The sequence below is a fragment of the Xanthomonas euroxanthea genome (genome assembly GCF_903989455.1).
Lineage (GTDB): Bacteria > Pseudomonadota > Gammaproteobacteria > Xanthomonadales > Xanthomonadaceae > Xanthomonas > Xanthomonas euroxanthea.
This window is the reverse complement of record NZ_LR861803.1, coordinates 3,335,968-3,362,522: the sequence shown is the minus strand read 5'-3', so window position 1 is coordinate 3,362,522 and position 26,555 is coordinate 3,335,968. Positions and strand designations below refer to the sequence as shown.

General features: G+C 66.9%; 22 protein-coding genes. 17 read left to right on the top strand and 5 right to left on the bottom strand.

The window, feature by feature from the left end; translation table 11 throughout:
- The first annotated feature begins 4 nt into the window (after positions 1–4).
- From H7A86_RS14100 to H7A86_RS14090, 3 genes are all read left to right on the top strand, one after another.
- The gene (locus tag H7A86_RS14100; protein ID WP_104583093.1) at positions 5–952 is read left to right on the top strand and encodes an aspartate carbamoyltransferase catalytic subunit; all 948 of its coding nucleotides are present in this window, start codon (positions 5–7) and stop codon (positions 950–952) included.
- 266 nt (positions 953–1,218) lie between these two features.
- Positions 1,219–1,659: an OsmC family protein gene (locus H7A86_RS14095; protein WP_104583095.1), complete on the top strand. Its 441-nt coding sequence runs from the start codon at positions 1,219–1,221 to the stop codon at positions 1,657–1,659.
- 145 nt (positions 1,660–1,804) lie between these two features.
- Entirely contained in the window at positions 1,805–2,401 is a 597-nt protein-coding gene (locus H7A86_RS14090; protein ID WP_164740935.1) for a glycine zipper 2TM domain-containing protein, read from the top strand.
- A gap of 56 nt (positions 2,402–2,457) precedes the next feature.
- Here the strand turns inward: H7A86_RS14090 and H7A86_RS14085 are convergent, their stop codons facing one another.
- Positions 2,458–3,339, bottom strand: a complete 882-nt coding sequence (locus tag H7A86_RS14085) for a PhzF family phenazine biosynthesis protein (protein WP_119131213.1) — start codon at positions 3,337–3,339, stop codon at positions 2,458–2,460.
- Between the two features lie 31 nt (positions 3,340–3,370).
- Entirely contained in the window at positions 3,371–4,249 is an 879-nt protein-coding gene (locus H7A86_RS14080) for a PhzF family phenazine biosynthesis protein (protein ID WP_119131214.1), read from the bottom strand.
- 183 nt (positions 4,250–4,432) lie between these two features.
- Between H7A86_RS14080 and H7A86_RS14075 the strand changes: the two genes are divergently transcribed.
- From H7A86_RS14075 to H7A86_RS14055, 5 genes are all read left to right on the top strand, one after another.
- Entirely contained in the window at positions 4,433–7,042 is a 2,610-nt protein-coding gene (locus H7A86_RS14075) for a bifunctional aspartate kinase/diaminopimelate decarboxylase (RefSeq protein WP_119131215.1), read from the top strand.
- The gene (locus H7A86_RS14070; RefSeq protein ID WP_119131216.1) at positions 7,026–7,484 is read left to right on the top strand and encodes a hypothetical protein; all 459 of its coding nucleotides are present in this window, start codon (positions 7,026–7,028) and stop codon (positions 7,482–7,484) included. The genes H7A86_RS14075 and H7A86_RS14070 overlap by 17 nt, the downstream gene beginning before the upstream one ends.
- The gene (gene murL / locus H7A86_RS14065; RefSeq protein ID WP_115677627.1) at positions 7,481–8,836 is read left to right on the top strand and encodes a UDP-N-acetyl-alpha-D-muramoyl-L-alanyl-L-glutamate epimerase; all 1,356 of its coding nucleotides are present in this window, start codon (positions 7,481–7,483) and stop codon (positions 8,834–8,836) included. The genes H7A86_RS14070 and murL overlap by 4 nt, the downstream gene beginning before the upstream one ends.
- Positions 8,817–10,226: a UDP-N-acetylmuramoyl-L-alanine--D-glutamate ligase gene (gene murD / locus H7A86_RS14060; protein ID WP_119131217.1), complete on the top strand. Its 1,410-nt coding sequence runs from the start codon at positions 8,817–8,819 to the stop codon at positions 10,224–10,226. The genes murL and murD overlap by 20 nt, the downstream gene beginning before the upstream one ends.
- 156 nt (positions 10,227–10,382) lie before the next feature.
- Positions 10,383–11,183, top strand: a complete 801-nt coding sequence (locus H7A86_RS14055; RefSeq protein ID WP_164739146.1) for a dienelactone hydrolase family protein — start codon at positions 10,383–10,385, stop codon at positions 11,181–11,183.
- A gap of 292 nt (positions 11,184–11,475) precedes the next feature.
- Here the strand turns inward: H7A86_RS14055 and H7A86_RS14050 are convergent, their stop codons facing one another.
- Positions 11,476–12,474: a polyprenyl synthetase family protein gene (locus H7A86_RS14050; RefSeq protein ID WP_119131218.1), complete on the bottom strand. Its 999-nt coding sequence runs from the start codon at positions 12,472–12,474 to the stop codon at positions 11,476–11,478.
- Between the two features lie 275 nt (positions 12,475–12,749).
- Between H7A86_RS14050 and H7A86_RS14045 the strand changes: the two genes are divergently transcribed.
- The gene (locus H7A86_RS14045) at positions 12,750–13,268 is read left to right on the top strand and encodes a single-stranded DNA-binding protein (RefSeq protein WP_104583104.1); all 519 of its coding nucleotides are present in this window, start codon (positions 12,750–12,752) and stop codon (positions 13,266–13,268) included.
- A gap of 297 nt (positions 13,269–13,565) precedes the next feature.
- Here H7A86_RS14045 and H7A86_RS14040 read toward each other — a convergent pair whose 3' ends face one another.
- Positions 13,566–15,050 (bottom strand): sensor domain-containing diguanylate cyclase, encoded by a 1,485-nt coding sequence (locus H7A86_RS14040; RefSeq protein ID WP_104583105.1) that lies wholly within the window; start codon positions 15,048–15,050, stop codon positions 13,566–13,568.
- Between the two features lie 295 nt (positions 15,051–15,345).
- Between H7A86_RS14040 and H7A86_RS14035 the strand changes: the two genes are divergently transcribed.
- From H7A86_RS14035 to H7A86_RS14000, 8 genes are all read left to right on the top strand, one after another.
- A complete protein-coding gene (locus tag H7A86_RS14035) occupies positions 15,346–16,353 on the top strand; it encodes a zinc-dependent alcohol dehydrogenase family protein (RefSeq protein WP_104583106.1) in 1,008 nt (335 codons plus the stop codon).
- Between the two features lie 610 nt (positions 16,354–16,963).
- The gene (paoA, locus tag H7A86_RS14030; RefSeq protein ID WP_164739145.1) at positions 16,964–17,614 is read left to right on the top strand and encodes an aldehyde dehydrogenase iron-sulfur subunit PaoA; all 651 of its coding nucleotides are present in this window, start codon (positions 16,964–16,966) and stop codon (positions 17,612–17,614) included.
- A complete protein-coding gene (locus H7A86_RS14025) occupies positions 17,611–18,561 on the top strand; it encodes an FAD binding domain-containing protein (protein ID WP_119131219.1) in 951 nt (316 codons plus the stop codon). The genes paoA and H7A86_RS14025 overlap by 4 nt, the downstream gene beginning before the upstream one ends.
- Before the next feature lies 1 nt (position 18,562).
- Positions 18,563–20,770 carry an aldehyde oxidoreductase molybdenum-binding subunit PaoC gene (gene paoC, locus H7A86_RS14020; protein WP_119131220.1) on the top strand — a complete coding sequence of 736 codons (2,208 nt, stop codon included), beginning with the start codon at positions 18,563–18,565 and terminating at the stop codon, positions 20,768–20,770.
- Positions 20,767–21,780: an XdhC family protein gene (locus H7A86_RS14015; RefSeq protein ID WP_180707895.1), complete on the top strand. Its 1,014-nt coding sequence runs from the start codon at positions 20,767–20,769 to the stop codon at positions 21,778–21,780. Before paoC ends, H7A86_RS14015 begins: the two co-directional genes overlap by 4 nt.
- Before the next feature lie 592 nt (positions 21,781–22,372).
- Positions 22,373–22,981, top strand: a complete 609-nt coding sequence (locus H7A86_RS14010; RefSeq protein ID WP_104583111.1) for a nucleotidyltransferase family protein — start codon at positions 22,373–22,375, stop codon at positions 22,979–22,981.
- Between the two features lie 513 nt (positions 22,982–23,494).
- Positions 23,495–23,710, top strand: coding sequence for a hypothetical protein (locus H7A86_RS14005; protein WP_104583112.1), 216 nt, complete (start codon positions 23,495–23,497; stop codon positions 23,708–23,710).
- A gap of 217 nt (positions 23,711–23,927) precedes the next feature.
- Positions 23,928–25,178 (top strand): DUF819 family protein, encoded by a 1,251-nt coding sequence (locus H7A86_RS14000; RefSeq protein ID WP_119131221.1) that lies wholly within the window; start codon positions 23,928–23,930, stop codon positions 25,176–25,178.
- A gap of 173 nt (positions 25,179–25,351) precedes the next feature.
- On the opposite strand, the gene H7A86_RS13995 is transcribed toward H7A86_RS14000, so the two are convergent.
- A complete protein-coding gene (locus tag H7A86_RS13995) occupies positions 25,352–26,524 on the bottom strand; it encodes a Tle-like phospholipase domain-containing protein (protein ID WP_119131222.1) in 1,173 nt (390 codons plus the stop codon).
- Between the last annotated feature and the right edge of the window lie 31 nt (positions 26,525–26,555).

Here is a 26,555-nt window from a genome sequence, read left to right as displayed (position 1 = left end):
TGCGATGACCACCATGCAACTCGATTCGGACGGACGCCTGCGCCACCTGCTCACCCTGGAAGGACTGCCGCGCACCACGCTGCTGCAACTGCTCGATCGTGCCGGCCAGATCCGCGACGCGGCGGTGGGGCGCGTAGGCAAGCGCAGCGTGCTCGCCGGCACCGCGGTGTGCACGCTGTTCTTTGAACCGTCCACGCGCACGCGCAGCTCGTTCCACCTGGCTGCGCAGCGGCTGGGCGCGGATGTACTCAACTTCGATGCCTCGACCTCCTCGACCCGCAAGGGCGAGACCGCACGCGACACCTTGAAGAACCTCGAGGCGATGGGCGTGCGCGGCTTTGTGGTGCGCCATCCCGACGACGGTGCGGTCGAAGCGCTGGCCGCGGCCGCAGGCGAGGGCACCGCGCTGATCAATGCCGGTGACGGCCGCAGTGCGCATCCCACCCAGGGCCTGCTGGACATGCTGACCCTGCGCCAGGCCAAGGGCACCGATTTTTCCAAGCTCAAGGTGGTGATTGTCGGCGACGTGAAGCACTCGCGCGTGGCGCGCTCGGACCTGCATGCACTGCGCACGCTGGGTGCCGGCGAGATCCGCGTCTGCGGTCCGGCCAGCCTGCTGCCCGACGACGACATGCTGGACGGTTGCGTGGTCGGCCAGGACTTCGACGCCATGCTGGACGGTGCCGACGCCTTGATGATGCTGCGCCTGCAGCGCGAGCGCATGGAAGAAGGCCTGGTGCCATCGCTGGAGCAGTATCACGCCGACTACGGACTCACCCGCGAGCGCCTGGCACGCGCCGGCCGGGACGCCGCCGTGCTGCATCCGGGCCCGATCAACCGCGGTGTGGAAATCACCGACGAAGTCGCCGATGGCGCGCAATCGTGCGTGCTGCGCCAGGTCGCCAACGGCGTGGCGGTACGCATGGCCGTACTGGAAACCCTGCTAGGTTGAGCCAGCCCGGCGACGCGACCGCGCATCCACAATGCGGTCGCGGTCGCCGCCGGCCGAGCGTCTTCGCGAAGACGCCCGCAAAACCCTTGCCATCAGAACGCGCGCGCAGCCTGCTCTTACGATTCCCGATTCCCGATTCCCGATTCCCGATTCCCGATTCCCGAATCCCGAATCCCGAATCCCGAATCCCGAATCCCGAATCCCGGCACCACGCCATAACATCCACTCGCCTATCGTGACCGCTCCTTTCATCGCAGGAGATCGCAATGGGTATTTCACGTCACGCCACCGCTCACTGGGAAGGCGACCTCAAGACCGGCAAGGGCCAACTCAGCACACCGCAGAGCGGGCTGATGGACAAGACCCGTTACGCCTTCAGCAGCCGCTTCGGCGACGAGAAGGGCACCAACCCGGAAGAACTGATCGCCGCTGCGCATGCCGGCTGCTTCACCATGGCGCTGTCCGCTCAGCTGAGCGAAGCCGGTTTTCCGCCGACCTCGCTGGACACGCGTGCAGACGTGGACCTGTCGATGGAAGGCGGCCCGCAGCTGTCGCAGATCCGCCTCAAGCTCACCGCCGTGGTGCCGGGGATCGACGAAGCCAAGTTCCGCGAGCTGGCCGACACCGCCAAGAAGAACTGCCCGGTGTCCAAGGCGCTGAGCGCTGTGCCGATCAGCCTGGAAAGCGAGTTTTCCAACCAGGCGTGATCCTTGTGCGTGCGCCGGCGATGGTGGCCGGCGTACGCAGCTGGCGGCGACCTGAATAGGGCTTTGCAGGGGCAGTTCGGTTCAGGGCGGTTTCACTGGCGCAGGCCGAGCATCGGTTGCGTGTCCTCCCTGTGAAGCTGCTGCAATGAAAACTCTCGTGCTTGGTGCTCTGGTGGTGGGTCTGGCCGTTGCAGGCAATGCAACCGCGCAGCGCTATGACAGCGGCTACAACGGACGTGGCAACTACGAGGATGGTCGCTACGAATACGCGCGGGTGGTACGCGTGGACCCGATCATCGTCACCGATACGTACAACGAGCGCAGCAGCGAACGCTGCTACAACCGCCCGGCCGACGGCTACTACACCAGCAACGATGGTTACTACCGCGATGGTGGCAGCTACGGCCAGGCCGGCGTGTCCAATCGCGGGGTGGCCAGCGTGATCGGCGGAATCGCCGGTGCGGTGCTCGGCAGCCAGGTCGGTGGCGGCAATGGCCGTCTGGTCGGTACCGCCGTCGGCACCATGGCCGGTGTCGCGGCAGGCCGTTCGATCTACGAAGCCAATAACCGCAACTACCAGGGCAATGTCAGCGTCTGCGAGCCGGTGTCCTACCGCCGCGAACGCGATCGTGTCGATGGCTACGACGTGACGTACGAATACGCGGGCCGCACCTATCACACGCGTAGCGACTACAACCCGGGCGATCGCATCCGCGTGCGCGTGGACGTGCGTCCCGACTGAGCGCCGCGGCATCGCGCCGTGCTCGGGCGATCTCCATCAGCCGCTTGAGGCGGCGATCACGCCCAATCCAGCGTGCCGCGAATCACCGTCTGCACCTGGCCGCCCGACCATACGTCGCCATTGGCATCGATGCGCAATTCCAGCAAGGCGTCGAAGCCGATCTCGCGGCCCTGGCTGACCACATAACGGCGTTCCTTGCCGGGCAATGCGTTGCGACTGTCCAGCCAGGCGGCAAGCACCGCATTGGCCGCGCCGGAGGCGGCATCTTCGAAGCGCCGGCCATTGCCGACGAAGGCGCGCACCGCCAGATCGTAGGCGCCGGGCGCTGCGGCGCCGGCATAGGCGAACACGCCCATGCTGCCGGTGGATTCGGCCAGCGCGGCGATCGCCTCCCAATCAGGCTGCAGGCCGCGCAGTGCCGCCTCGCTGGCCAGTTCCACCACCCACCAGGTGCGGCCGCCGTCCATCAGCGCGGGCGGCAGCCCGCCGAGGGGCCAGCCGCGCAATGCATCGCGCAGGCGCGGGTCGTCGGCCTGCACCTGCTCGGCCACGCGCGCGCGCGGGGTGCGGATGGCGATGCTGCGGTGGCCTGAGATCTGCTCCACGCGCAGCGGCAACTGGCCGGCGATGCCGTCCTGGATCAGCACGCCGTCGTCGGGCGCGGCCAGGCCGGCCTCCAGCACCGCATGTGCGGTGCCCACGCTGGGGTGGCCGGCAAACGGCACTTCCTTTTGTGGCGAAAACATCCGCAGCCGATAACTGCTGTGTGCGTCCGGCGCCGCAAACACGAAGGTGGTTTCCGGCAGCTTGGTCCAGCGTGCGATGGCCTGCATCGCGGCATCGTCCAGGCCTTCGGCGTCCAGCACCACTGCCAGCGGGTTGCCGCTGCCGGGGCGGGCGGAGAACACATCCAGTTGCAGGAAGCGGCGGGTGGTCATGGTGGCGGATCCGCGAACAGGGCGCGGCAGCTTACCAATCGATGCGGCCTTCGATCACTTGCCGGGTCCTTCCGCCGATCCAGACCTCGCCTTGGTGATCCACCTCCACGTGGACGCGGCCGTCGCGGCCGACCTCGCGGCCCTGGCTGGCGACATAGCGCGACGTCCCGCCCGGCACGCGGCCCTGGCCGTGCAGGCGCGCGGCAATGCAGGCGTTGGCGCTACCGGTGACCGGATCTTCCGCAATGCCGTCGCCGGGGCAGAAGGCGCGTACCACCAGGTCCGCGTCGCCATTGGCCTGCGGCGCGTAGATGGCCAGGCCGGTGGCCGCGCTGGCCTGGGTCAGGCGGGTGATCGCAGACAAATCGGGCGTCGCCTGGCGTACCGCTTGCGCGTCGGCCAGTTCCAGCAGCCACCAGCCGGGGCCGTTGTTCCAGAGGGCGGCCGGGTGGTCGGCCACGCGCAGACCCGCGCAGGCATCGCGTAACGCCGCGGCATGGATCCCGCCTGTCTCGATCGCTTGCGCACGCGGTGCCTGCAGCCGCACCAGCAGGGCGCCATGCCGGTCGACCACCTGCACCGGCAGCACGCCCGCCGCACATTGCTGGCGCATCCGGCCGTCTGGCTTGAATGCCACCAGCCCGTGGGTTGCCGCCGCCCATGCGGCGCCGACGCTGGGGTGGCCGGCAAACGGCAACTCGGCGCGCGGGGTGAAGATGCGGATGTGGTAATCCGCATCGGGTGCGCTGACCGGCAGGAAAAAGATCGTCTCCGACAGGTTCAGCCACGCGGCGATCTGCTGCATCTGCGCGGACGACAACGCCTGCGCGTTGAGCACCACGCCCAACGGATTGCCGTTGCCGTGCTGGCCGCCGAAGACATCCAGTTGCAGGTAGCGATGCTTGCTCATGGGGCATGGATCTCGATCGATGGAAGGCGCGCGATGGTTGCAGCGCAAACCGTTGCAGTAGTGAAAGCGGCGCTCGGCATGCTGTGACCGCACGCGGGGTCATGCGGGCGACATTGGCAGTAGAATCGGAGGTTCCGCCCGGCGTACCGGGCGTTTTCCCCCTCATCCTAAACGCCTATCTCCATGTCAGCTCCCCACTCTACCGATCGTTGGATCGTCCTCAAGTTCGGCGGCACCTCGGTGTCGCGTCGTCATCGCTGGGACACGATTGGAAAACTGGCGAGCAAACGGGCCAACGAGACCGGCGGCCGCGTGTTGGTGGTGGTGTCTGCATTGTCGGGCGTGACCAACGAACTCACCGCGATCGCCGATGGCGCCGCCGACAGCGCCCAGCGCGTGGCCGCGCTGGAGCAGCGTCACCGCCAGTTCCTGGCCGAGCTGGAGCTGGATGCCGATGCGGTGCTGGGCGAGCGCCTGGCCGCCTTGCATGCCTTGGTCGGCGACGCGCGCGCGGCCGCGCGCACGCTGGACTGGCAGGCCGAGGTGCTGGGGCAGGGCGAGTTGCTGTCTTCCACCATCGGTGCGGCGTACCTGCATGCCAGCGGCCTGGACATGGGCTGGCTGGATGCGCGCCAGTGGCTGTCGGCGCTGCCGCCGCAGCCCAATCAGAGCGAATGGTCCAAGCGCCTGTCGGTGTCCTGCCAATGGCAGTCCGACGCCGACTGGCGCGCGCGTTTCGATGCGCAGCCCACCCGCCTGTTGATCACCCAGGGCTTCATTTCGCGGCACGCCGATGGCGGCACCGCGATCCTGGGGCGTGGCGGTTCGGATACCTCGGCGGCGTATTTCGGTGCACTGCTCGGCGCCAGCCGCGTGGAGATCTGGACCGACGTGCCCGGCATGTTCAGCGCCAATCCCAAGGAAGTGCCGGACGCGCGGCTGCTGACCCGCCTGGACTATTACGAAGCGCAGGAAATCGCCACCACCGGCGCCAAGGTGCTGCACCCGCGCTCGATCAAGCCATGCCGCGATTCCGGCGTGCCGATGGCGATCCTGGATACCGAGCGCCCCGATCTGCCCGGCACCAGCATCGACGGCAATGCCGAGCCGGTGCCGGGCGTCAAGGCGATCAGCCGCCGCAACGGCATCGTGCTGGTGTCGATGGAAGGTATCGGCATGTGGCAGCAGGTCGGCTTCCTGGCCGATGTGTTTACGCTGTTCAAGAAGCACGGCCTGTCGGTGGACCTGATCGGTTCGGCCGAGACCAATGTCACCGTGTCGCTGGACCCGAGCGAGAACCTGGTCAACACCGACGTGCTGGCCGCGCTGTCGGCTGATCTGTCGCAGATCTGCAAGGTCAAGATCATTGTTCCCTGCGCGGCAATCACCCTGGTCGGGCGCGGCATGCGCTCGCTGCTGCACAAGCTTTCCGATGTGTGGGCCACGTTCGGGCAGGAACGCGTGCACATGATCTCGCAGTCGTCCAACGACCTGAATCTGACCTTCGTCATCGACGAAGCCGATGCCGATGGCCTGCTGCCGATCCTGCATGCGGAATTGATCGACAGCGGCGCGATGCCGGTGAGCGAAGGCGAGGTGTTCGGTCCGCGCTGGCGGCAGATCATCGGTTCGGTGCGCCCGCGGCCCACGCCGTGGTGGCATGCCGAGCGCGCGCATCTGCTGACGCTGTCCAGGGCCGGCACGCCGCGTTACGTTTATCACCTGCCCACCGTGCGCGCCCGCGCGCAGGCGCTGGCGCAGATCGCAGCGGTGGATCAGCGTTATTACGCAATCAAGGCCAATGCGCATCCGGCGATCCTGATGGCGCTGGAACAGGCCGGGTTCGGCCTGGAATGCGTCTCGCACGGCGAGCTGCGCCGCGTGTTCGACACCTTGCCCGAGCTGTCGCCGCGGCGCGTGCTGTTCACGCCGAGCTTCGCGCCCAAGGCCGAATACGAAGCCGGATTCGCGCTGGGCGTGACCGTCACCGTAGACAACGTCGAAGCATTGCGGCGCTGGCCGGAGGTGTTCCGTGGCCGCAACGTGTGGTTGCGCATCGACCTGGGGCATGGCGACGGGCATCACGAGAAGGTCAACACCGGCGGGAAGGCGTCCAAGTTCGGGTTGTCGTCCACGCGGGTGGATGAGTTCGTGGAGGTGGCGCGCACGCTCGAGGTCACCATCACCGGCGTGCATGCGCACCTGGGCAGTGGCGTGGAGACCGGCGAACACTGGCGGATGATGTACGACGAACTGGCCGGCTTTGCGCGCCGCATCGGCACGGTGGAGACCATCGACATCGGTGGCGGCCTGCCGATTCCCTACAGCGCCGAGGACGAGCCGTTCGACCTGGAGGTGTGGGCCAAGGGCCTGGCCGAGGTCAAGGCGGTGCATCCGGGCTATCGCCTGGCGATCGAGCCGGGCCGCTACCTGGTGGCCGAAGCCGGCGTGCTGCTGGCGCAGGTGACCCAGGTGATCGAAAAGGATGGCGTGCAGCGCGTGGGCCTGGATGCGGGCATGAACACGCTGATCCGCCCGGCCTTGTACGACGCCTGGCACGACATCGAGAACCTCAGCCAGCTCGACGCGCCGGCCGATGGCAGCTTCGATATCGTCGGGCCGATCTGCGAATCCTCCGACGTGTTCGGCAAGCGCCGTCGTCTGCCTGCCGCCACCGCGCCGGGCGATGTGATGCTGGTGGCCGATGCCGGTGCCTATGGCTACTCGATGGCCAGCACTTACAACCAGCGCGAATTGCCGCGCGAAGAGGTGATCGATGCGCCCGCAGGCTGAATTCGTTGCGCTCAGTACGCTGGCCGGTGGCGGGGCGATCGTGTTCGCCACCGCGCTCCAGCAACTGAGCCTGGGCATGCCGTGGAGCGACATCTTCAAATGGGCGCTGCCCGCGTTGGTCGCCGCCGGTATCGGCGCATGGCTGGCCGGGCGTTGGCAACGTCGACGCGATGCGCGGGCTCCGGCACGCCGCAGTGGCGGGATGGCGGTGCGCACGGTGTTGTTGAGCGCGCTGAGTTATGTACCTGTGGTGGCGCTGTATCTCGCAGTCGCCTTCGCGGTGTCCGGCGATGCGACGGCCGCACGCCCGGATGTGCTGGTGCTGGCGGTGCTGTTCGGTTGCCTGCCGCTGCTGTGGGCCGTGGTGCCGTTTTCCATGATTGAATATGTCCTGTGCCGGCGTTATCTGCGTCGCGTACGTGTTCCTGCAGGTAGTCCATGAGCGCTTTCGACAAACACCAGATCTCCACCTTCCGTTTCGTGCGTTGCGCACTCGACGCACAGACCGGCGTGGCGACGCTGGTGTATGCCTTCGACCAAGGGCCGGAACTGGTCGAGACCGTCGCGGTGCCGGGTGCACCCTTCGCGCTGGACGGCGCGCATGCCGCTGCGGTGCAACAGGCGCTGCGCCTGCTGCACCTCATCGCCGGCGTCAGCTATTTCAAGGCGGCGGTACCGCCGACCATCCAGATCGACGGTTACGCCATCGACGCGGACACCGCCGCGCTGGTGGAAAGTGTCTACCTGCACGGCCTGGGCGAGTTCGCCTACCGCAATGGCTTGAACCTGCACGGCAGGATCCGCTTCCCGGTGGCCGCACCGGCAACTGCCGATGCGCCGGCGCTGGGCCTGCGCGAGCATGCGTTGGTGGCGATCGGCGGCGGCAAGGATTCGCTGGTCAGCATCGAAGCCCTGCGGCATGCCGGCATCGACCAGACGGTGAGCTGGATCGGCGGCTCGCAGCTGATCCGTGCCTGCGCCGAGCGCACCGGTCTGCCGGTGCTCAATATCGGCCGCGTGCTGGCGCCGGAATTGTTCGAGCTCAATCGCCAGGGCGCGTGGAACGGGCATATCCCGGTCACCGCGGTGAACTCGGCCATCCTGGTGCTGTCCGCCTTGCTCAATGGCGTGGACCAGGTGGTGTTTTCCAACGAGCGTTCGGCCAGTTACGGCAGCCAGATTCCCGGCACCGGCGAGGTCAATCACCAGTGGTCCAAGGGCTGGGCGTTCGAGCAGGCGTTCGGCGACTACGTGCAGCGGCATGTGGCGGCCGACCTGCGCTATTACTCGTTGCTGCGGCCGTTGTCGGAGCTGGCGGTGGCGCGCCAGTTCGCCAAGACCGACCACTACGACGCGCATTTTTCCAGCTGCAACCGCAACTTCCACATCATGGGCGAGCGCCCGGTGCATCGCTGGTGCGGGGTCTGCCCGAAGTGCCATTTCGTGTTCCTGGCGTTGGCACCGTTCATGCCCAAGACGCGCCTGGTCAACATCTTCGGACGCAATCTGCTCGACGATGCAGGCCAGGCCGGCGGCTACGACGCGCTGCTGGAATTCCAGGACCACAAGCCGTTCGAATGCGTGGGCGAAGGCCGCGAATCGCGCGCGGCAATGGCGGTGCTGGCCGGCCGTGCCGAATGGAAGGAAGACGCGCTGGTGCTGCGTTTCATCCGCGAGATCCAGCCGCAGCTGGACCAGCAGGAATTGCAGCTGGAGCCGTTGCTGGCCATCGACGGCGAGCACCGGATTCCGTCGGCGCTGTGGGAGCGCGTGCGTGCGAATTTCGCAGCTTGAGGGCAAGGCGGTTGCGTTATGGGGTTGGGGGCGCGAAGGACGCGCCGCGTATCGTGCACTGCGCGCCGCGTTGCCGACGCAAACGCTGACGGTGTTCTGCAACGCCGACGAAGCGCGCGAGCTCGAGACGCTGGCCGATGCTGCGTTGCATGTGGAAACCGATGCCAGCGCGCAGGCGCTGGGCCGGTTCGAGGTGGTGGTGAAGTCGCCCGGCATCAGCCCGTATCGCCCCGAGGCGCACACCGCGGCAACCGTGCACGGCACGCAATTCATCGGCGGCACCGCGTTGTGGTTTGCCGAACATGCGCAGCCTGACGGTTATGTGCCTGGCGCCATCTGCGTCACCGGCACCAAGGGCAAGAGCACCACCACCGCGCTGCTGGCGCATCTGCTGCGTGCGGCCGGCCATCGCACCGCGCTGGTCGGCAACATCGGCCAGCCCTTGCTGGAAGTGCTGGCGCCGCAACCGCCGCCGAGCTATTGGGCGATCGAGCTGTCCAGCTACCAGACCGGTGAAGTGGGGCGCAGCGGCGCGCGTCCGGAATTGGCGCTGGTGCTGAACCTGTTTCCCGAGCATCTGGACTGGCATGGCGACGAGGCGCGCTACGTGCGCGACAAGCTGGCGCTGGTCACCGAAGGCCGCCCGCGCATCGCCTTGCTCAACGCGGCCGACCCGCACCTGACCCAGCTGCAGTTGCCCGACAGCCAGGTGCGCTGGTTCAACCATCCCGATGGCTGGCACCTGCGCGGCGATGTGGTGTATCGCGCCGAGCAGCCCGTGTTCGATACCGCCAACGTGCCGCTGCCGGGCGAACACAATCGGCGCAACCTGTGCGCGGTGCTGGCTGCGGTGGAAGCCTTGGGCCTGGACGCTGCGGCACTGGCGCCGGCCGCAGCGAGCTTCCGCCCGTTGCCGAACCGCCTGCAGCTGCTTGGCAGCGTGGACGGCATCAGCTACGTCAACGACTCGATCAGCACCACGCCGCATGCGTCACTTGCGGCGCTGGCCTGCTTTGCGCAGCGTCGTGTGGCCTTGCTGGTGGGTGGGCACGATCGTGGGCTGGACTGGCAGGAGTTTGCCGCGCAGATGGCGCAGAAAGCGCCGCTGGAAATCGTCACCATGGGGGCGAACGGGCCGCGGATCCATGCGTTGCTGGCCCCGCTGGCCGAGAGCGGCCGCTTCGGCCTGCATGCGGCCGCCGACCTGGAACATGCCGTGCGGCTGGCACGCGAGGCGCTGGGCGAGCAGGGCGGTGTGGTGCTGCTGTCGCCGGGGGCGCCCAGCTTCGGCGCGTACAGCGACTACGTCGCGCGCGGCCGCCATTTTGCGCAGCTGACCGGGTTCGACCCGGCGATGATCAGCGCGATTCCGGGCCTGGGCGTGCAGTAGCGCTGCAATGACCGCGCCGGTCGATGGCGGGCATTCGCCTCGAGTTTTCGATCGCGGCTGCAGGCCGCCGACGCAACCGCTCTGCCGTCGCCGGCGATGACCCGGCCTGCACGGCAACAGCGCCTACACTCGCCGGACCTTCCCGGGAGCAGGCACATGCACAAGCAATGGAGATGGCGTGGCGTTGGGGTGTTCGGTGTCCTGGCGTCGCTGGCGTTGCCCGCCGCCGCTGCGATGCAGGCCAAGCCGCTGGAATGGACGATCGGCAAGGACACCTTCAGCGGCGTGCTGGTCTACGACGATGCCGGTGCCGCCAGGCGCCCAGGCCTGGTGATGGTGCCGAACTGGCGCGGGGTCAACGATTCGGCGGTCACCAAGGCCAGGCAACTGGCCGGCGACGACTACGTGGTGCTGGTTGCCGACGTCTACGGCAAGGGCAGGCGTCCGGCCAACGACAGCGAGGCCGGGCAGTTTGCCGGTGCGCTGAAGAAGGACCCGCAGACGCTGCGCGCCCGCGCGCTGAAGGCAGTGGACGTGCTCAAGGCGCAGGCCGGCAAGGCACCGCTGGATGCATCGCGGATCGGTGCGGTGGGCTTCTGCTTCGGCGGCACCACGGTGCTGGAACTGGTGCGCGCGGGCGCGCAGCTGGCCGGTGTGGTCAGCCTGCACGGCGGTATCGCCACACCCAGCCCGGCGGCCGCCGGTTCGGCCAGGACACCGCTGCTGGTACTCAACGGCGCCGACGACAAGAGCGTGACCAAGGCGGACATCGCCGCGTTCGAAACCGAGATGACTGCGGCCGGCGCGGACTGGCAGTTCGTCAACTTCAGTGGGGCCGTGCATTGCTTTGCCGAAGCCGATGCCAACAGCCCGCCGGGCTGCCTGTACAACCCGCGTGCGGCGACGCGCGCATACCGCATGCTGGGCGACTTCTTCGATGAGCGGTTTGGTCGATAGCAGGGAGTGGTGATTCGGGATTCGGGATTCGGGATTCGCAACAGCGTGGTCCCGTTCTTCGAATCTTCCTGTGAGCTAGTGCTCTGGGCTTTAGCCGGGAATGGTGATTCGGGATTCGGGATTCGCAACGGCGTGGTCCCGTTCTTCGAATCCTCCTGTGAGCCAGTGCTCAGGGCTTTGGGCTGAGCGTCGTTGCGCCATCGCATGCCGGGAGTCGTGAAAGCACAAGCAGCCGATTTTGCGAATCCCCAATCCCAAATGCCCACTTCCGTCCGGGGCGTACAGCCCCGGATCAGTGCGTGCGTTGCACCGCGTAGCGAGCCAGGCCGCGCAATGCGGCGACCGCCGGGCTGGCGGGCAGGGTGTCCAGCGCCTGTTCGGCGGCGGCTGCGTATTCGGCGGCGCGCTGGCGGCTGTAGTCCAGTCCGCCGGTGGCGTGGATGGCGGCCAACACTTCCGGCATCGCGGCTGCATCGCCTTGCTCGACGATCTGGCGCAGCCGCTCCCGGGTGCCCGCATCCGAGTGCGCCATGGCGTGGATCAGCGGCAGGGTCGCCTTGCCTTCGGCCAGGTCGTCGCCCAGGTTCTTGCCCAGGTCGGCTGCGTCGGCAGCGTAGTCGAGGACGTCATCGGCAATCTGGAAGGCAAAGCCCAACTGCATGCCGTAGTCGTACAGGCGCTGCTGCACCTGCGCGTCCGCGCCCGAGGCCAGCGCGCCCAGGCGGGTGCCGGCGGCGAACAGCACCGCGGTCTTGCGCTCGATCACGCGCAGGTAGGCGGCTTCGTCGGTGTCGGGGTTGTGCACGTGCAGCAGCTGCAGCACCTCGCCCTCGGCAATGCGGTTGGTGGTGTTGGCCAGGATCTGCATGACTTCCATGCGATCCAGCTCCACCATCAACTGGAAGCTGCGCGAATACAGGAAGTCGCCGACCAGCACGCTGGGTGCATTGCCCCACAGCGCATTGGCGGTGCTGCGCCCGCGGCGCAGGTCCGACTCGTCCACCACGTCGTCATGCAACAAGGTGGAGGTGTGGATGAACTCGATGATCGCCGCCAGCTGGTGGTGCTCCGGGCCGGAGCCACCTGCGGCATGACCGGCCAGCATCACCAGCATCGGACGCAGGCGCTTGCCGCCGGCGGAGATGATGTGATCGGCGATCTGGTTGATCAGCACGACGTCCGAGGCCAGGCGGCGGCGGATCAGCGCGTCGACCGCGGCCATGTCGGGCGCGGCGAGGGACTGGATCTGGGGCAGGCCCAGGACGGTGGGGAGGTCTTCGGCGATGGTCATGCGCAGGCGTTCGTGATGTGCGCCGATTATAGGTGTCTGGGCCAGATCCGTCCCGTCGGCCGTGTCCGGAGGTCTTCACGGCAGCCGCAAACCCTTGCGGCGTCAGCGCCGGGCAGGTTCGGGAGTGCCCGGATTCCGACCTGCCGGCGCGGCATTCCCCGGCCCGGCGCTGCGGGGACCTACAGGCACCGGGGCAGGGCAGGTGCGGTAACATTGGCACCAAGACATTCACCGCCGCGCCCCATCGGCGCCGGCGCACCATCTCGGAAGCATCTATGGCCCGCGGCATCAACAAAGTCATCCTCGTCGGCAACCTCGGCAACGATCCCGACACCAAGTACACCCAGGCCGGCATGGCGATCACGCGCGTGAGTCTGGCCACCACCAGCATGCGCAAGGACCGCGAGGGCAACAACCAGGAGCGCACCGAGTGGCACCGCGTGGTGTTCTTCGGCAAGCTGGGCGAGATCGCCGGCGAGTACCTGCGCAAGGGTTCGCAGGTGTACGTCGAAGGCGAGCTGCGCTACGACAAGTACACCGGCCAGGACGGCGTGGAGAAGTACAGCACCGACATCGTCGCCAACGAGATGCAGATGCTGGGCGGCCGTGGCGAAGGCGGTGGTGGTGGCGGCATGGGCGGCGATCGCCCGCAGCGCAGCCAGGCGCCGCGCCAGCAGCAAGGCGGCGGTGGTCAGGGCGGCGGTCAGGACTATGCCCCGCGTCGTCAGCAGCCGGCCCAGCAGCAGTCGGCACCGCCGATGGACGATTTTGCCGACGACGATATCCCGTTCTGATCGGCAGCCAGCCTGTTTGTCATTCCGGAAGGCCCGCATTGTGCGGGCCTTCTGCGTGCTGGCCATTGGCGGCATCGCTGCACGCCGGCGGTTCCAAAGCGGCTGCACGCGCAGGCTGACCTGGCCGGTACGACGGCGCCGCTGACCAGTCTCGACCAGGCATGGCTGGCACCCCCTCGCAAGCAATCGCCAGGCGGGTGCGAGCGCCGCGCAGCACGGGTGCGTGCGCCTGGCACCTGCCGATTCCGAGCGCGAGACGCGCCCACCCGGCGTAGCGCAGTGGTGCTGTCCGCTGCGCTAGGCCGATGTGCGATTCCGGCCATTCTGCTTGGCGCGATACAGCGCCGAATCGGCGTCATGCACGAAGGCATCCGGGCTGAGTGGCACTTCGCCCGGTTCGAACGTCGCTGCGCCGACGCTGACGGTGACGTGCGCGCTGGTCGGGCTGGACATGTGCATCAGGCCGAGCGCGGCGACGGCGCTGCGGATTGCATCGGCCAGTCGCAACGCGCCGGCAGCATCTGTCTGCGGCAGGATCATGCCGAACTCTTCGCCGCCGTAACGCGCGGCAATGTCTTCGCTGCGCCGTGAGCAGCCGGCAATTGCGCCCGCGATCAGGCGCAGGCAGGCGTCGCCATTTACATGGCCGTAGGTGTCGTTGTAGAGCTTGAAATGATCGACATCGATCATCAGCACCGACAATGGCGCCTGTCGATGCACCGCCTGCTGCAAGGCGCGCGAGAGCCGGTGATCGAATGCACGCCGGTTGGCAATGCCGGTGAGTGCATCTATCCAGGCCTCGGAGCTGAGTTTTTCCTCGTTGCGGTGCATGCGGCGCAATTGCAGATCCAGCCAGATGCCCACGCCCAGCAGCAGCACGCATCCCAAGGTGGCGATCATGATCCGCTGGCGCGCGGATTGGCGCCAATTGGCCAATGCGTCATCGACCGAGACGCCGGTCAAGACGGTCAGTGGATACGCCTGCGCCGGCGCGAAACTGGAAATACGCTCCACGCCGTCGATCGGCGAACGATAGGTCGCAGTGCCGTGCCTGCGTGCGCGCATAGTGACGTAGATCGAGGTGCCGGCGATCGAGGTGCCGATCACGCCAGGTTTGTCGGGCCGTCGTACCAGCACGATGCCATCGTCGTTGGTCATGCCGATGGTGCCATTCGGGCCGACCTCGAAGCTGCTGTAGTAGTTCTGGAAATACTTCAGTTGCAGGGTGACCAGGACAACGCCTGCAAATTCGCCGCCGGGCGTGTTGAGGCGCCGGCTCAACGTGAGCACCCAGCTACCATCGGAGCGGCTCTGGACCGGCGGCCCGACCAGCGACAGGGCGTCGCGATGGTCGCGGTGATATTTGAAATAGGCACGATCGGCGTTGTTGTGTGTCCTGGGCGTGCTGCTCAGTGACGAACTCATCCAGGTGCCATCGGCCGCATAGATGAAGATGCCGTGCAACCGGTCCGAGCGACGCGCCTCATGTACCAGAAAGTCATGCATGACCAGTCGCGCACTGGCCGAGCCCTGGTCATGCTCCACCCGCGACACCAACCCGGACAGCACGGCATCGGCGATGGTCATGGTGTCGCTGGCATGCTGCGCCAGCGAATTGGCGAGATTCAACGATTGTGCTTCGGCGGCATGCAGCGCGCTGGTGCGCTCGTCATGGATGGACCAGTACTCCGAACCAAGCAGCAGCAGGCACGAAATGCTCAGCACAAAGTGCAACGCGATGCGTTGTGCACGTTGCCGCCGTCGCTTGCTGGTCGATGTCACGGAAGGTACCTGTCTGGACAGCAGGAGGTTGCAATTGCCATGCCAGCCTAGCTGTTGGCGCCGCGTGGAATCGCTCGCACCGCGTCGTGCAATGCAGATCTGTGATTGATGCCTCATGCGCTGCGGGAACGCTCACCTGGCATGCAACCGCGCCGCTGTCCAGCCTGCTGTTGTCACCGTGCTCGACGATGCGACGAAACACGGCAGCCGACAGCAGCGCCAAAAGCCAGCTCGACTGCATGCGGCTAACGCCCGGCGTGTTATCTCGAACGCCGATCACAACAGGGAGTGCCGTATGCGCGCCATTCGTTTAGCTCATCCTGCAGGTTTGAACGCATTACATGCCGTTGCGCTGCCAGACCCCGGGCAGCCGGCACGCGGTCAGATCAGAGTGCGGCTGCACGCAAGCTCGCTGAATTTCCACGACCTTGGCGTGGTGTCGGGGCAGGCACCGACCGCTGATGGCCGCATCCCCATGTCCGACGGCGCCGGTGTAGTCGAGGCCGTCGGGCCGGAGGTGGATGAGTTCGCCGTCGGCGACCATGTGGTATCCACCTTCTTTCCCGACTGGCTGGATGGCGAGCCGCTACGTGCCGGTTTTGCCACCACGCCTGGCGATGGCGTGGACGGGTATGCGCGTTCCGCAGTCGTGGCCGCTGCGCACGCGTTCACGCATGCGCCGGCCGGCTACAGCCATGCCGAAGCGGCCACCTTGACCACGGCCGGCGTCACGGCATGGCGCGCCCTGGTGGTCAATGGCGGACTCAAGGCCGGCGATAGCGTGCTGGTGCTCGGCACCGGCGGTGTGTCGATCTTTGCATTGCAGTTTGCCAAGGCGATGGGCGCCACCGTCATTGCGACATCGTCGTCCGACGAAAAGCTGGCCAAGGCGCGCGCGCTGGGTGCAGACCACGTGATCAACTATCGGCAGCACGCCGAGTGGTCGGCGCAGGTGCGGGAGATCACCAACGGACGCGGCGTGGATCACGTGGTCGAGGTCGGTGGGCCGGGCACGTTGGCGCAATCGATCCGTGCTGGACGGGTGGGCGGGCATATCGCCTTGATCGGCGTGTTGACCGGTGCCGCCGGTCCGGTGCCGACCGCGGAAATGATGGTCCGGCAGCAGCGCCTGCAAGGGCTGGTGGTCGGCAGCCGCACGCATCAGCAGCAGCTGGTGCGTGCGCTGGACGCCTTGCCGCTGCGCCCGGTGATCGATCGCGCCTTCGCGCTGGACGAGATCGCCGACGCGTTTGCGTTGCAGCAGGCAGGCGGCCACCTGGGCAAGATCGTGCTGGAGTTCTAGGGGCAGTTGCAAACTGCCGCGCTTGCCACCGGGCGGGCGCGGCTGCTGCGCCGAGTCGGCATGTACCACGCCGAGACGCCAGGGCCTGCACGCTGTCCATGCGCGCCTGGCAACTGCGCGCTAGGCGTGGGTTGCCGCTGCAGTTGATCGTTCGCATCCGGATGTTCTCTGCCTGGATGTTCTCTACACAGTGCGCCCGGCTGCGCCAGGCGCTCATGGTGAAGCGGAAAAATGACGGAGCGCGCGTCGCGTAGAGGCTCTGATCGTCGTCGCCCACGCAGCTGGCAGGGATGCGGGCATCCCTGCCAGCATGTCGAGAAAACATCTTGCATCACCGCAAGCGCTGCGACCCGCTGTCCACTCACACACGCGCTGCCGGTGCGTCTTGATCGATGCGCAGGCCGGCGCGCATCGCATGCCAACAATGATGAGCGCGTTTCATAGGCACATGCCGTCCATGTCGCCAATGCCTGCCTGCAGCGGCTCTAGAATCAGGGCATACCGCCGATTCACATCCGCACACACGCGCTGCATGCTCACGCGATTGTGACCAGCCGCGCTGCACATTATTTAAGAACTGTATAAGCCAGCATTGTTGGAGATGCCAGCCATGAGAGATATCAAGATGACCCGTCGCGAGGTACTGATCGCTGGCACGGCGTCGGCAGCCAGCGTTGCCGCAACCCAATCGATGGCTGCAACTGCCGCCACTGCGATGTCGCAGCGGCAGGCAGTCGAGCCTGCCAATGCATCGAGCCAGGTTGCGTTCGAAGTCAACGGCAAGCCGGTGACGCTGACCCTGGACAATCGCACCACCTTGCTGGATGCCCTGCGCGAACACCTGCAGCTGACCGGCACCAAGAAAGGCTGCGACCACGGCCAGTGCGGTGCCTGCACCGTGATCGTCGATGGGCAGCGGATGAATTCCTGCCTGTCGCTGGCGGTGATGCACCAGGGCGGCAAGATCACCACCATCGAAGGCCTTGGCACGCCGGACAAGCTGCATCCGATGCAGGCGGCCTTCGTCAAGCATGATGGATACCAGTGCGGCTATTGCACGCCCGGGCAGATCTGTTCGGCAGTGGCGGTGCTGGACGAGGTCAAGCGCGGCATTCCCAGCCACGTCACCGAAGATCTCACCGGCAAGACCCGGCTCACCACGCCGGAATTGCAGGAGCGGATGAGTGGCAACATCTGCCGCTGCGGCGCGTATTCCAACATCGTCGATGCGATCAACGAAGTTGCCGGAGAGCGCGCATGAAGGCGTTTAGCTACGAGCGCGCGACCTCACCCGCCGATGCAGCGGCCAAGGCGGCGCGTCAGCCGGCTGCCAAATTCATCGCAGGCGGCACCAACCTTCTCGATCTGATGAAGCTGCAGATCGAAACGCCCTCGCACCTGATCGACGTCAACGGGCTGAGCCTGGACACCATCGAGGAAACGCCGGACGGCGGCCTGCGCATCGGTGCGCTGGTGCGCAATACCGATCTGGCAGCCGACGCCCGCGTGCGTCGCGATTACGCAGTGCTGTCACGTGCGTTGCTGGCAGGTGCCTCGGGGCAGTTGCGCAACCGCGCCACCACGGCGGGCAACCTGTTGCAACGTACGCGTTGCCCGTATTTTTACGACACCAATCAGCCGTGCAACAAGCGCCTGCCGGGCAGCGGGTGCGCGGCCATCGGCGGCTTCAACCGGCAGTTGGCTGTGATCGGCGTGAGCGAAGAATGCATCGCCACCCATCCCAGCGATATGGCCATTGCGATGCGCGTCCTCGATGCGGTTGTCGAAACCGTGCGCCCGGATGGACAGACGCGTGCGGTGCCGCTGTCCGAGTTCTATCGTGCGCCCGGCAAGACGCCGCACCTGGAAACCGTGCTGGAACGCGGCGAACTGATCACCGCGGTAAGCCTGCCCAAGCCGCTCGGCGGCACGCATGTCTACCGCAAGGTGCGCGACCGCGCCTCGTATGCATTTGCCCTGGTGTCGGTTGCGGCGGTTGTGCAACGCGATGGCAGCGTCCGTGTCGGCGTTGGCGGCGTCGCCCACAAGCCGTGGCGCAGCGAGGCGGCCGAAGCGCAGTCGCGCCAGGGCGCGCGTGCGATTGCCTCCGTTCTGCTCGATGGCGCACAACCCACTGAACACAATGCCTTCAAGCTGCCGCTGGTTGAGCGCACCTTGACCGCGATCCTGGCCGACACGAGGGCCTGATATGAAATTCGACACTCCCGCCAGTACCAACCCCATCGACCAGCTCAAGGTCGTCGGCAAGCCGGTCGACCGTATCGACGGTCCGCTCAAGACCACCGGGCAGGCGCCGTATGCGTACGAGCATCACGACCTGCCTGGACGTGCCGCCTACGGCCATGTCGTCGGTGCGGGCATCTCCAAGGGCAGCATCCGCAGCATCGATCTGAGCGCTGCGCGCAATGCGCCGGGCGTGCTCGGCATCGTCACCGCGCAGAATGCAGGCAAGCTGCAGAAAGGCAAATACAACACCGCCAAGCTGCTGGGCGGCCCGGAGATCCAGCATTACCACCAGGCCATTGCCGTGGTGGTGGCCGAGACCTTCGAGCAGGCACGCGCCGCAGGCCAGCTGATCAAGGTCGACTACGGCCGCCATGTTGGTGCCTACGATCTGGAGAAGGCACGCGATGGCGCCAAGGTCACCAAGGAGGGCGGGGCGCCGAACAGCGCAGTCGGCGATTTCGATAACGCCTTCGCGGCAGCCCCGGTGCAACTGGATGCCGAATACACCACGCCTGACCATTCGCACGCGATGATGGAGCCGCACGCATCGATCGCCATGTGGGAGGGCGACAAGCTCAGCGTGTGGACCTCCAATCAGATGATCGACTGGAGCACGGGCGATCTGGCCAGGACGCTCGGTATTCCGCGCGAAAACGTGCGTCTGATGTCGCCGTACATCGGTGGCGGCTTCGGCGGCAAGCTCTTCCTGCGTGCCGATGCGGTGCTGGCCTCGCTGGCCGCACGCCAGGTCGGACGCCCGGTCAAGGTGATGTTGCCGCGGCCGCTGATCTTCAACAACACCACGCATCGCCCGGCCACCGTGCAGCGCATCCGTATCGGCGCACAGCGCGATGGCAAGATCACCGCGATTGCGCATGAGAGCTGGTCCGGCGACCTGCCCGAGGGTGGGCCCGAGATTGCGGCCGCGCAGACGCAGTTGCTGTACGCCGGTGCCAACCGCCTGGTTGCCACACGCCTGGCCGTGCTCGATCTGCCCGAAGGCAATGCGATGCGTGCGCCTGGCGAAGCGCCGGGATTGATGGCGCTGGAAGTGGCCATGGACGAAATGGCCGAGAAGCTGGATATGGATCCGGTCAAGTTCCGGATCGTCAACGATACCCAGGTGGATCCGGAAAACCCGCAGCGCCCGTTCTCGCAGCGTCAGTTGGTCAAGTGCCTGGAAGATGGCGCAAAGCGTTTCGACTGGTCCAAGCGCAAGGCCAAGCCGGCCAGCAACCGCGATGGGCGCTGGCTGGTCGGCATGGGCGTGGCGGCAGCGTTCCGCAATGCGCCGGTGATGACCTCCGGCGCGCGCATGCGCCTGGAGCAAGGCGGTCGCGTGGTGGTGGAAACCGACATGACCGATATCGGCACCGGCTCCTACACCATCATTGCGCAGACCGCCGCAGAGATGATGGGCGTGCCGCTGGACTGGGTGGATGTGCGGCTGGGCGATTCCAGTTTTCCTGCCTCGGCTGGCTCCGGTGGGCAGTGGGGTGCGAACAGCTCCACTGCCGGTGTCTACGCTGCGGCGGTGAAGCTGCGCGAGGCCGTCGCCAAGCAGCTGGGGCTGGACCCGGCCAAGGCCGAATTTGCCGACAGCCATGTGCGTGCCGGCGGCAAGCGCATCGCGCTGGGCGATGCGGCCGCCAATGGCGCCTTGGTGGTGGAGGACAAGATCGAGTTCGGCGACCTCTCCAAGACGCATCAGCTGTCAACCTTTGGCGCGCACTTCGTCGAAGTCGGCGTGGATATCGCCACTGCCGAGGTGCGCATCCGCCGCATGCTCGCGGTGTGTGCGGCTGGGCGCATCCTCAATCCCAAGTCTGCACGTAGCCAGGTCATCGGCGGCATGACGATGGGCGCGGGCGCGGCCCTGATGGAAGAGCTGGCGGTCGACAAGCGGCTGGGCTTTTTCGTCAATCACGATCTGGCCGGTTACGAAGTGCCGGTGCATGCAGACATCCCGCACCAGGAAGTGATCTTTCTCGAAGAGAGCGACCCGATGTCGTCGCCGATGAAGGCCAAGGGTGTCGGCGAGCTGGGCATCTGCGGCGTGGCCGCGGCAATCGCCAATGCGGTCTACAACGCTACCGGTGTGCGCGTCCGTGAGTACCCGGTGACGCTGGACAAGCTGCTTCCGCATCTGCCCGAGCTGTTGCGCGCGTGAGTGCGATGGTGGCCCCGGTCACGCACGCGGTGCCGGCCGAGCCGGCGTGGCCGGCATGGCCAAGCTACGCGTTGCACGATGACCTGCTGCCGACGCTCAGCGCCTGGCATCGGGCGGGCCAGCGCGTGGCCATCGCCACGCTGATCGACGTGCAAGGCTCCTCGCCGCGCCCGTTGGGAAGCGAGATGGCCATCAGTGCCGATGGGCGGGTGGCCGGCTACGTCTCGGGCGGGTGCGTGGAGGCGGCAGTGGCGCACGAAGCCATCGCCGCCTTGCGCGACGGCACCCCGCGCTGGCTGGACTACGGCGAAGGCAGCCAGGTGCTGGATATCCAGCTCAGCTGCGGCGGCCGTATCGGCGTGCTGGTCTGGCCGGTGCAGGATCTTGGCGAGCATCTGGCACGCTGGCGCAACGCGCGCCAGCATCGTCGCCCGTTTCATGTCGCGCTGGATCGGACCACCGGCGCGGTCCGTTACCCAGCGAGCACGCAGGATCTGCGTCCCGATGAATTCCTGCGCACCCATCGCCCCCCGCTGCGGCTGGTGCTGGTCGGTGCCGATCCTGCGCTGCTGGTGCTGGTGTCACTCGCCAGCCAGATGGGCATCGAGGTGCGCGTGTTGCGGCCGCATGGTCCCGGCGAACCGCCGCCCGGACTGGCTGCTGACCATTACGATCGCCGTGCCTTGGGCGAGGCCTTGCAGGATCTGCATCTGGATGCGGACACCGCGCTTTACAGCCTTGCGCACGACGGCGACAGCGATCTGCAGGTCGCCTGTCGTGGACTTGCCTCCGGGGTCGCCTGCATCGGCATCCTGGGCAGTCGCCAGAAGCGTGAGGCACGCCTGCAGGCACTGCGTGCGCTCGGGTATGACGATGCGGCCCTGGCCAGATTGCGGCTGCCGGCGGGCTGGCGCATGGGGCACTCCTCACCGCACACGATTGCATTGGGCATCATTGCCGAAGCCATCCAGGCGGTGGCCGATGGGCAGGCCGCCGCGCTGGCCGGCTGAGGCTGTTGCGGTCAGGCGAGCGGGCAGCAAGGCGCAATCGCGTATTTGCATTGATTTCGATCTGCGGTGGGCCATCGCGTTGGTCTGTTGCTCGTAGCCGAGGTTTTCTGCTGCGGTGCGGCGCCGTGGAAAGCTGATGGTTGATAGGCCCTTGGGTATGTATTTACTGCATGCTCCTCGCGGCCGCGATTAACTGCCTTATCCCGCGCTGACACTTACGCACTGCGATGTTTATCGTAGCGCTGCCGTGGCCTTGTCTCCCCAATCGTCGAGCTGACATCGCAATGCAATGCCCGCCACGCCATTGGTCGGGTGCAGGGGGCGCCATCCAGCGCGAGCCGGAGACTGCGCTGCATTTAGTCACTCCGCGCGCACAGTTGAATCTCTACGCTGGCGCATCTCCAAAACCACGCCACGTCGCCATGACCGAACTACGTGATCACGATGACGACGTCGCTTGCGACGCAGCTCGATTGCCGTCGCCCGTCATTGCCGGCCCTTTATCCGCGACTTTGCGCGATGCCGGTTTTGACTGGTCTCCAATGCCGCCGGCATCGCGCCATCGTTCGCCTCGTGCGATGGCAGTTGACGCATGAGCAGCGATCACGTCGCGCTGCTGCTCGCCGCAGGTGCAGGACGCCGGCTGGGGCGTTCCAAACAATTGTTGCTGCGCGACGGTGAACCGTTGTTGCGGCGTTTTGCACGCATCGCGTTGCAGACGGGGCCACGCCGCTGCGTGGTGGTGCTGGGCGCCGATGCGGACGCGCTGAGCGATGTCCTGCAGGGACTGGAGGTGGAGGTGTTGCGCCACGCCGACTGGGCCGCCGGCATGGGCTCCAGCCTGGCGGCGCTGCGCCAGCATGTGCAGGACGATACCTCGTTGCGGCGCAGCCTGATCCTGGGGTGCGATCAGCCCGCGCTGGATGCGCCGCATCTGCGCGCCTTGCTCGAAGAGGCCGACCGTGCCGCCTCCGGGTGCGCCACCAGCGGGTATGCCGGTGTGCGCGGCATTCCCGCAGTGGTCACGCACGCGGCCTGGGCCGACGTGCCGCTGCAGGGCGACAGCGGCCTGCGTGGCTTGTTCGCCGGCCTGGACGTGCAGACCTTGGGCTGCGTCAGCGCCCCGGCGCTTGCGCTGGACGTGGACACGCCCGCCGATCTGCTCGCAGCGCAACAGCGTGGCTGGGTGGATGCGGATTGAGACACCGTGACGGGTGCAGCTGCGCGCTATCCGGCAGCCTGGCGGCAGAGCTGCATCAGGACCACAGCACGATCGCTTCCCTGATCACCAGGACATAGCCCACTACCATCGCGGTCTTGACCGGAAACTGGAACTTCCTGAGCAGATGCATGCGACTCCTCCCCCGAGGCATTTCCACGAGCGACCAATTCCCTCGCGCCGTCTGCGCCCGTTGACGGCTACTTGCGACGTTGGTTCGCCGCTCGAGCGCGAATCTAACGCCCGCCCTGATCGGTGTCACGTAGGAATTTTCCTACCTTCATGCCAGTGTCCGCCCGACGGTATTGGCATAAGCGAAGAAGCATTCTTGCTATGCCGGACGCGGGGCCCCTGGCCACTCTCCCGCGGCCCCTTGAGTAAGGGCGCGCCGGCATCCCCGGCAGGACCATGGCCCCCCCAGCGCCGGTGCGCTGCGCCTCCCCGCGCTGCCCACCTCAATCGTTCGATCGCTGCATCTACCGGCCGGAGGCCCTGATGGACGAGTCCCGCTATGTTGTCCGTATTCATCCCGAACAGGGCGGTTGGTGGGTCACCCGGCCGCAATGGTCGCCGCTGCGTTATCTGCGCGAGCAGGGCGCACTGGAAAATGCCGAATTGATGGCCAAGCTGCACTGCCTGACCACCGGTCAGCCCAGCGGCGTGGTGTTGCATACCGCCGAAGGCGATCGCGTGGTGCGTCGCTACGGCTGACCGGGCCGGCACCCTGCAGCAGGGGAAAGGCGGCGCTGACCGTCCGCCCTGGCAGGCGGGGGCGATCGCGCGCACCCGGCAACCTGCGGTTGCGTAAATCCGGCCACTTTGTAGGCACCCCGTGGTTGCGAGGATGGCCAGTCGACTGGATGCAGGCGATCGGCCATTCTTGCTGGGATCCGCACGTTGGCGGCTCCCAGTCGAGAGTGTCGCCCCAGTGAACGTTGCCGGTTCTGCCTTGATCCAAAACGATATCGTCGTCTTCGGCCTGATCGCCGCCACCTTGGGCGCGGTGTTCTGGACCTCCTCGCGCGAGCAGGGGCCGTGGCGCCGCTTCTACGCCGTCGTCCCGGCGCTGCTGCTGTGTTACCTGCTCCCAGGCATCTACAACACCGTTGGCCTGATCGACGGTGCCAATACCCGCCTGTACAACCCGATCGCGCGCGACGTGCTGCTGCCGGCCGCGCTGGTCCTGCTCACGTTGAGCGTCGACCTGCGCGCCATCCTGGGACTGGGGCCCAAGCTGGTCGCCATGTACCTGGGCGCATCGCTGAGCATCATGCTCGGGGCGGTGGTGGCGTTCTGGGTGATGGGCTGGCTGCATCCGGCCACGGTGGCCGGCGATACCTGGGCCGGCATGGCCGCGCTGGCGGGCAGCTGGATCGGCGGCGGGGCCAACATGCTGGCGATGCGCGAGGTCTTCAACGTGGACGCCACCACGTTCGGGCAGTTTGCGGTGGTGGATGTGGGCGTCGGTTATGTGTGGATGGCGGCGCTGATCTTCCTGGCCGGGCGCGCACGCAGCATCGATGCGCGCAGCGGAGCCGATACCCGCGCGCTGGATGCCCTGCAGGCGCGCATGGCGCAGTTCCAGGCCGAACACGCGCGCATTCCCAGCCTGGCCGATCTGATGGTGATCGTGGCGGTGGCGTTCGGCGGGGTCGGGCTGGCGCATGCGCTGGCCTCGCCGCTGGCCGCGTGGTGCAAGGCCAACCTGCGCTGGTCCAGCCAGTTCAGCCTGGACACGCCGTTCGTCTGGGTGGTGGTGCTGGCGACCAGCATCGGCCTGCTGCTGAGCTTCACCCGCGCACGGACGCTGGAGGGCGCTGGCGCGTCCAGGATCGGCTCGCTGCTGCTGTACTTCCTGATCGCCTGTATCGGCATGCAGATGGATCTGCTGGCGTTGCTGGACCGGCCATGGCTGTTCCTGCTCGGGCTGATCTGGATCGCGGTGCATATCGGGTTGCTATGGGGCCTGGGCCGCCTGTTGCGGGTGCCGTTCTTTTATTTCGCGATCGGCTCGCAATCCAATATTGGTGGACCGGCCTCGGCGCCGGTGGTGGCCGCCGCGTTCCACCCGGCCCTGGCGCCGGTCGGCGTGCTGCTGGGCACGATGGGCTACGCCACCGGCACGTATCTGGCCTATCTGGTCGGTATCACCCTGCGGGCGATGGCAGGCGCGGGCTGACCGGGCCTGCCGCTGCCTGGCGCGCCGTCGGACCGTGTTGCCGGGCGCGCGCGGGCGTTGCCACGCCTCTGCCGCAGTGCCGGATGCACCCGCTGCCTCCAGGCGACAACCGTTCGCCAAGGGGGGGCGGCCACATCGAGTCGGGCACCGGCAGCGCCGGTGCCCGACCACGATTACTGCTGAAGACCGCGGCGCTGCGCTTCCTGCTGTGTGCTCTGCTGCGACTGCTGCTGGTTGTGCTGCTGCAACTGATCGACATTGCCGTGCGCCGGCTCGCTGGCTGCCGAGGCGGTCTGCACGTGGCTGCGCAGATGCGCCGGGTCGTCCATCCGGCCCTGCACCGCAATCAGGCTGTCGCCATCGCGGTTGGGCACCAGGTGGTCGATCCGCTGCAGACCGTCGCTGCTGGCACGCGCGGCCACGCTGGCGGCGGTATTGAGAAACGCGGTGTCGTCGCGCAGGCCCAGGCGCTCGCGCTGGCCGTCCAGACGCACCACCGCATCGTTGAACAACTGGCTGCCGGTACCTTGCGCCTGCCCGGGCGATTGCATGTCCTGCGCCTTCATCACCGAGTCCATGCCGTGCAGGTCCAGGCGGTGCTTCAGCATCATGCCCGGCACCAGGCGTTGCCCGAACGACAACGGGTCCGGTTCCGGCAGCTCGATCTGATGGCCGGCCGCATTGGGCATCGCCCATTTCAGCGGGATGCTGTCTTCCTGCAGGTGGGTGAGGATCTCGTTGCGGAAGTGGTAGCCGCGGATCAACTCGCTGCTGGCGTAGTCCTTGGCCGCCGAGGCATCCAGGCCCTGGCGTTCCAGCGTGCGGTCGTTGACGCCGGCGGCGTTGTAGGTCACGGCGGGGATGTCGTTGACCATCGCCGATGCCGCCGCCAGACCGCCACCGAGCGAGTGTCCGGAGATCACCACCTGGTCGCCGAACGCCTGCTTGGCCTGGCTGCCAAGCTGGATCGCGGACGCGTACTGCGCGTCGTCGAAGCCCAGGCCCTGGCCGAGGTTGTGCTTCCAGTCCTTGCCTTCGTCGGTGCCGCAGAAGCCGAGCACCACCTGGCCCTGGTCGTTGCGGTAGAACGCGGCATCGAAACCGCTCTTGGCGTCGTGCAGCAGGCCGGGGTCGATACCGGCACGCTGCAGCGTGCTGTCGTCCATGCGCGTCCAGCCGTTGGGCAGGGGCGCGAAGGTTTCAGCGCTGCCTTCGCGTCGCTGCGAGGCAGTGGCGTAGAGGTCTTGCAGCACCGCCGGAAACTGGCTGTCTTCCGGCTGCGGTTGCTGTCCACGCATCGACTCTGCGAATGGGGTGGACGAGTGGGTGGAATCTGACGGGCTCATGCGCGGCTCCTTGCGTTCGTCGTGCGAAAAG

Excerpts from the sequence above, each read along its gene's own strand:
- H7A86_RS14100 (WP_104583093.1), top strand. The coding sequence starts at position 5 with ATGACCACCATGCAACTCGATTCGGACGGACGCCTGCGCCACCTGCTC.
- H7A86_RS14095 (WP_104583095.1), top strand. The coding sequence starts at position 1,219 with ATGGGTATTTCACGTCACGCCACCGCTCACTGGGAAGGCGACCTCAAG.
- H7A86_RS14090 (WP_164740935.1), top strand. The coding sequence starts at position 1,805 with ATGAAAACTCTCGTGCTTGGTGCTCTGGTGGTGGGTCTGGCCGTTGCA.
- H7A86_RS14085 (WP_119131213.1), bottom strand. The coding sequence starts at position 3,339 with ATGACCACCCGCCGCTTCCTGCAACTGGATGTGTTCTCCGCCCGCCCC.
- H7A86_RS14080 (WP_119131214.1), bottom strand. The coding sequence starts at position 4,249 with ATGAGCAAGCATCGCTACCTGCAACTGGATGTCTTCGGCGGCCAGCAC.
- H7A86_RS14075 (WP_119131215.1), top strand. The coding sequence starts at position 4,433 with ATGTCAGCTCCCCACTCTACCGATCGTTGGATCGTCCTCAAGTTCGGC.
- H7A86_RS14070 (WP_119131216.1), top strand. The coding sequence starts at position 7,026 with ATGCGCCCGCAGGCTGAATTCGTTGCGCTCAGTACGCTGGCCGGTGGC.
- murL (WP_115677627.1), top strand. The coding sequence starts at position 7,481 with ATGAGCGCTTTCGACAAACACCAGATCTCCACCTTCCGTTTCGTGCGT.
- H7A86_RS14055 (WP_164739146.1), top strand. The coding sequence starts at position 10,383 with ATGCACAAGCAATGGAGATGGCGTGGCGTTGGGGTGTTCGGTGTCCTG.
- H7A86_RS14050 (WP_119131218.1), bottom strand. The coding sequence starts at position 12,474 with ATGACCATCGCCGAAGACCTCCCCACCGTCCTGGGCCTGCCCCAGATC.
- H7A86_RS14045 (WP_104583104.1), top strand. The coding sequence starts at position 12,750 with ATGGCCCGCGGCATCAACAAAGTCATCCTCGTCGGCAACCTCGGCAAC.
- H7A86_RS14035 (WP_104583106.1), top strand. The coding sequence starts at position 15,346 with ATGCGCGCCATTCGTTTAGCTCATCCTGCAGGTTTGAACGCATTACAT.
- paoA (WP_164739145.1), top strand. The coding sequence starts at position 16,964 with ATGAGAGATATCAAGATGACCCGTCGCGAGGTACTGATCGCTGGCACG.
- H7A86_RS14025 (WP_119131219.1), top strand. The coding sequence starts at position 17,611 with ATGAAGGCGTTTAGCTACGAGCGCGCGACCTCACCCGCCGATGCAGCG.
- paoC (WP_119131220.1), top strand. The coding sequence starts at position 18,563 with ATGAAATTCGACACTCCCGCCAGTACCAACCCCATCGACCAGCTCAAG.
- H7A86_RS14010 (WP_104583111.1), top strand. The coding sequence starts at position 22,373 with ATGAGCAGCGATCACGTCGCGCTGCTGCTCGCCGCAGGTGCAGGACGC.
- H7A86_RS14005 (WP_104583112.1), top strand. The coding sequence starts at position 23,495 with ATGGACGAGTCCCGCTATGTTGTCCGTATTCATCCCGAACAGGGCGGT.
- H7A86_RS13995 (WP_119131222.1), bottom strand. The coding sequence starts at position 26,524 with ATGAGCCCGTCAGATTCCACCCACTCGTCCACCCCATTCGCAGAGTCG.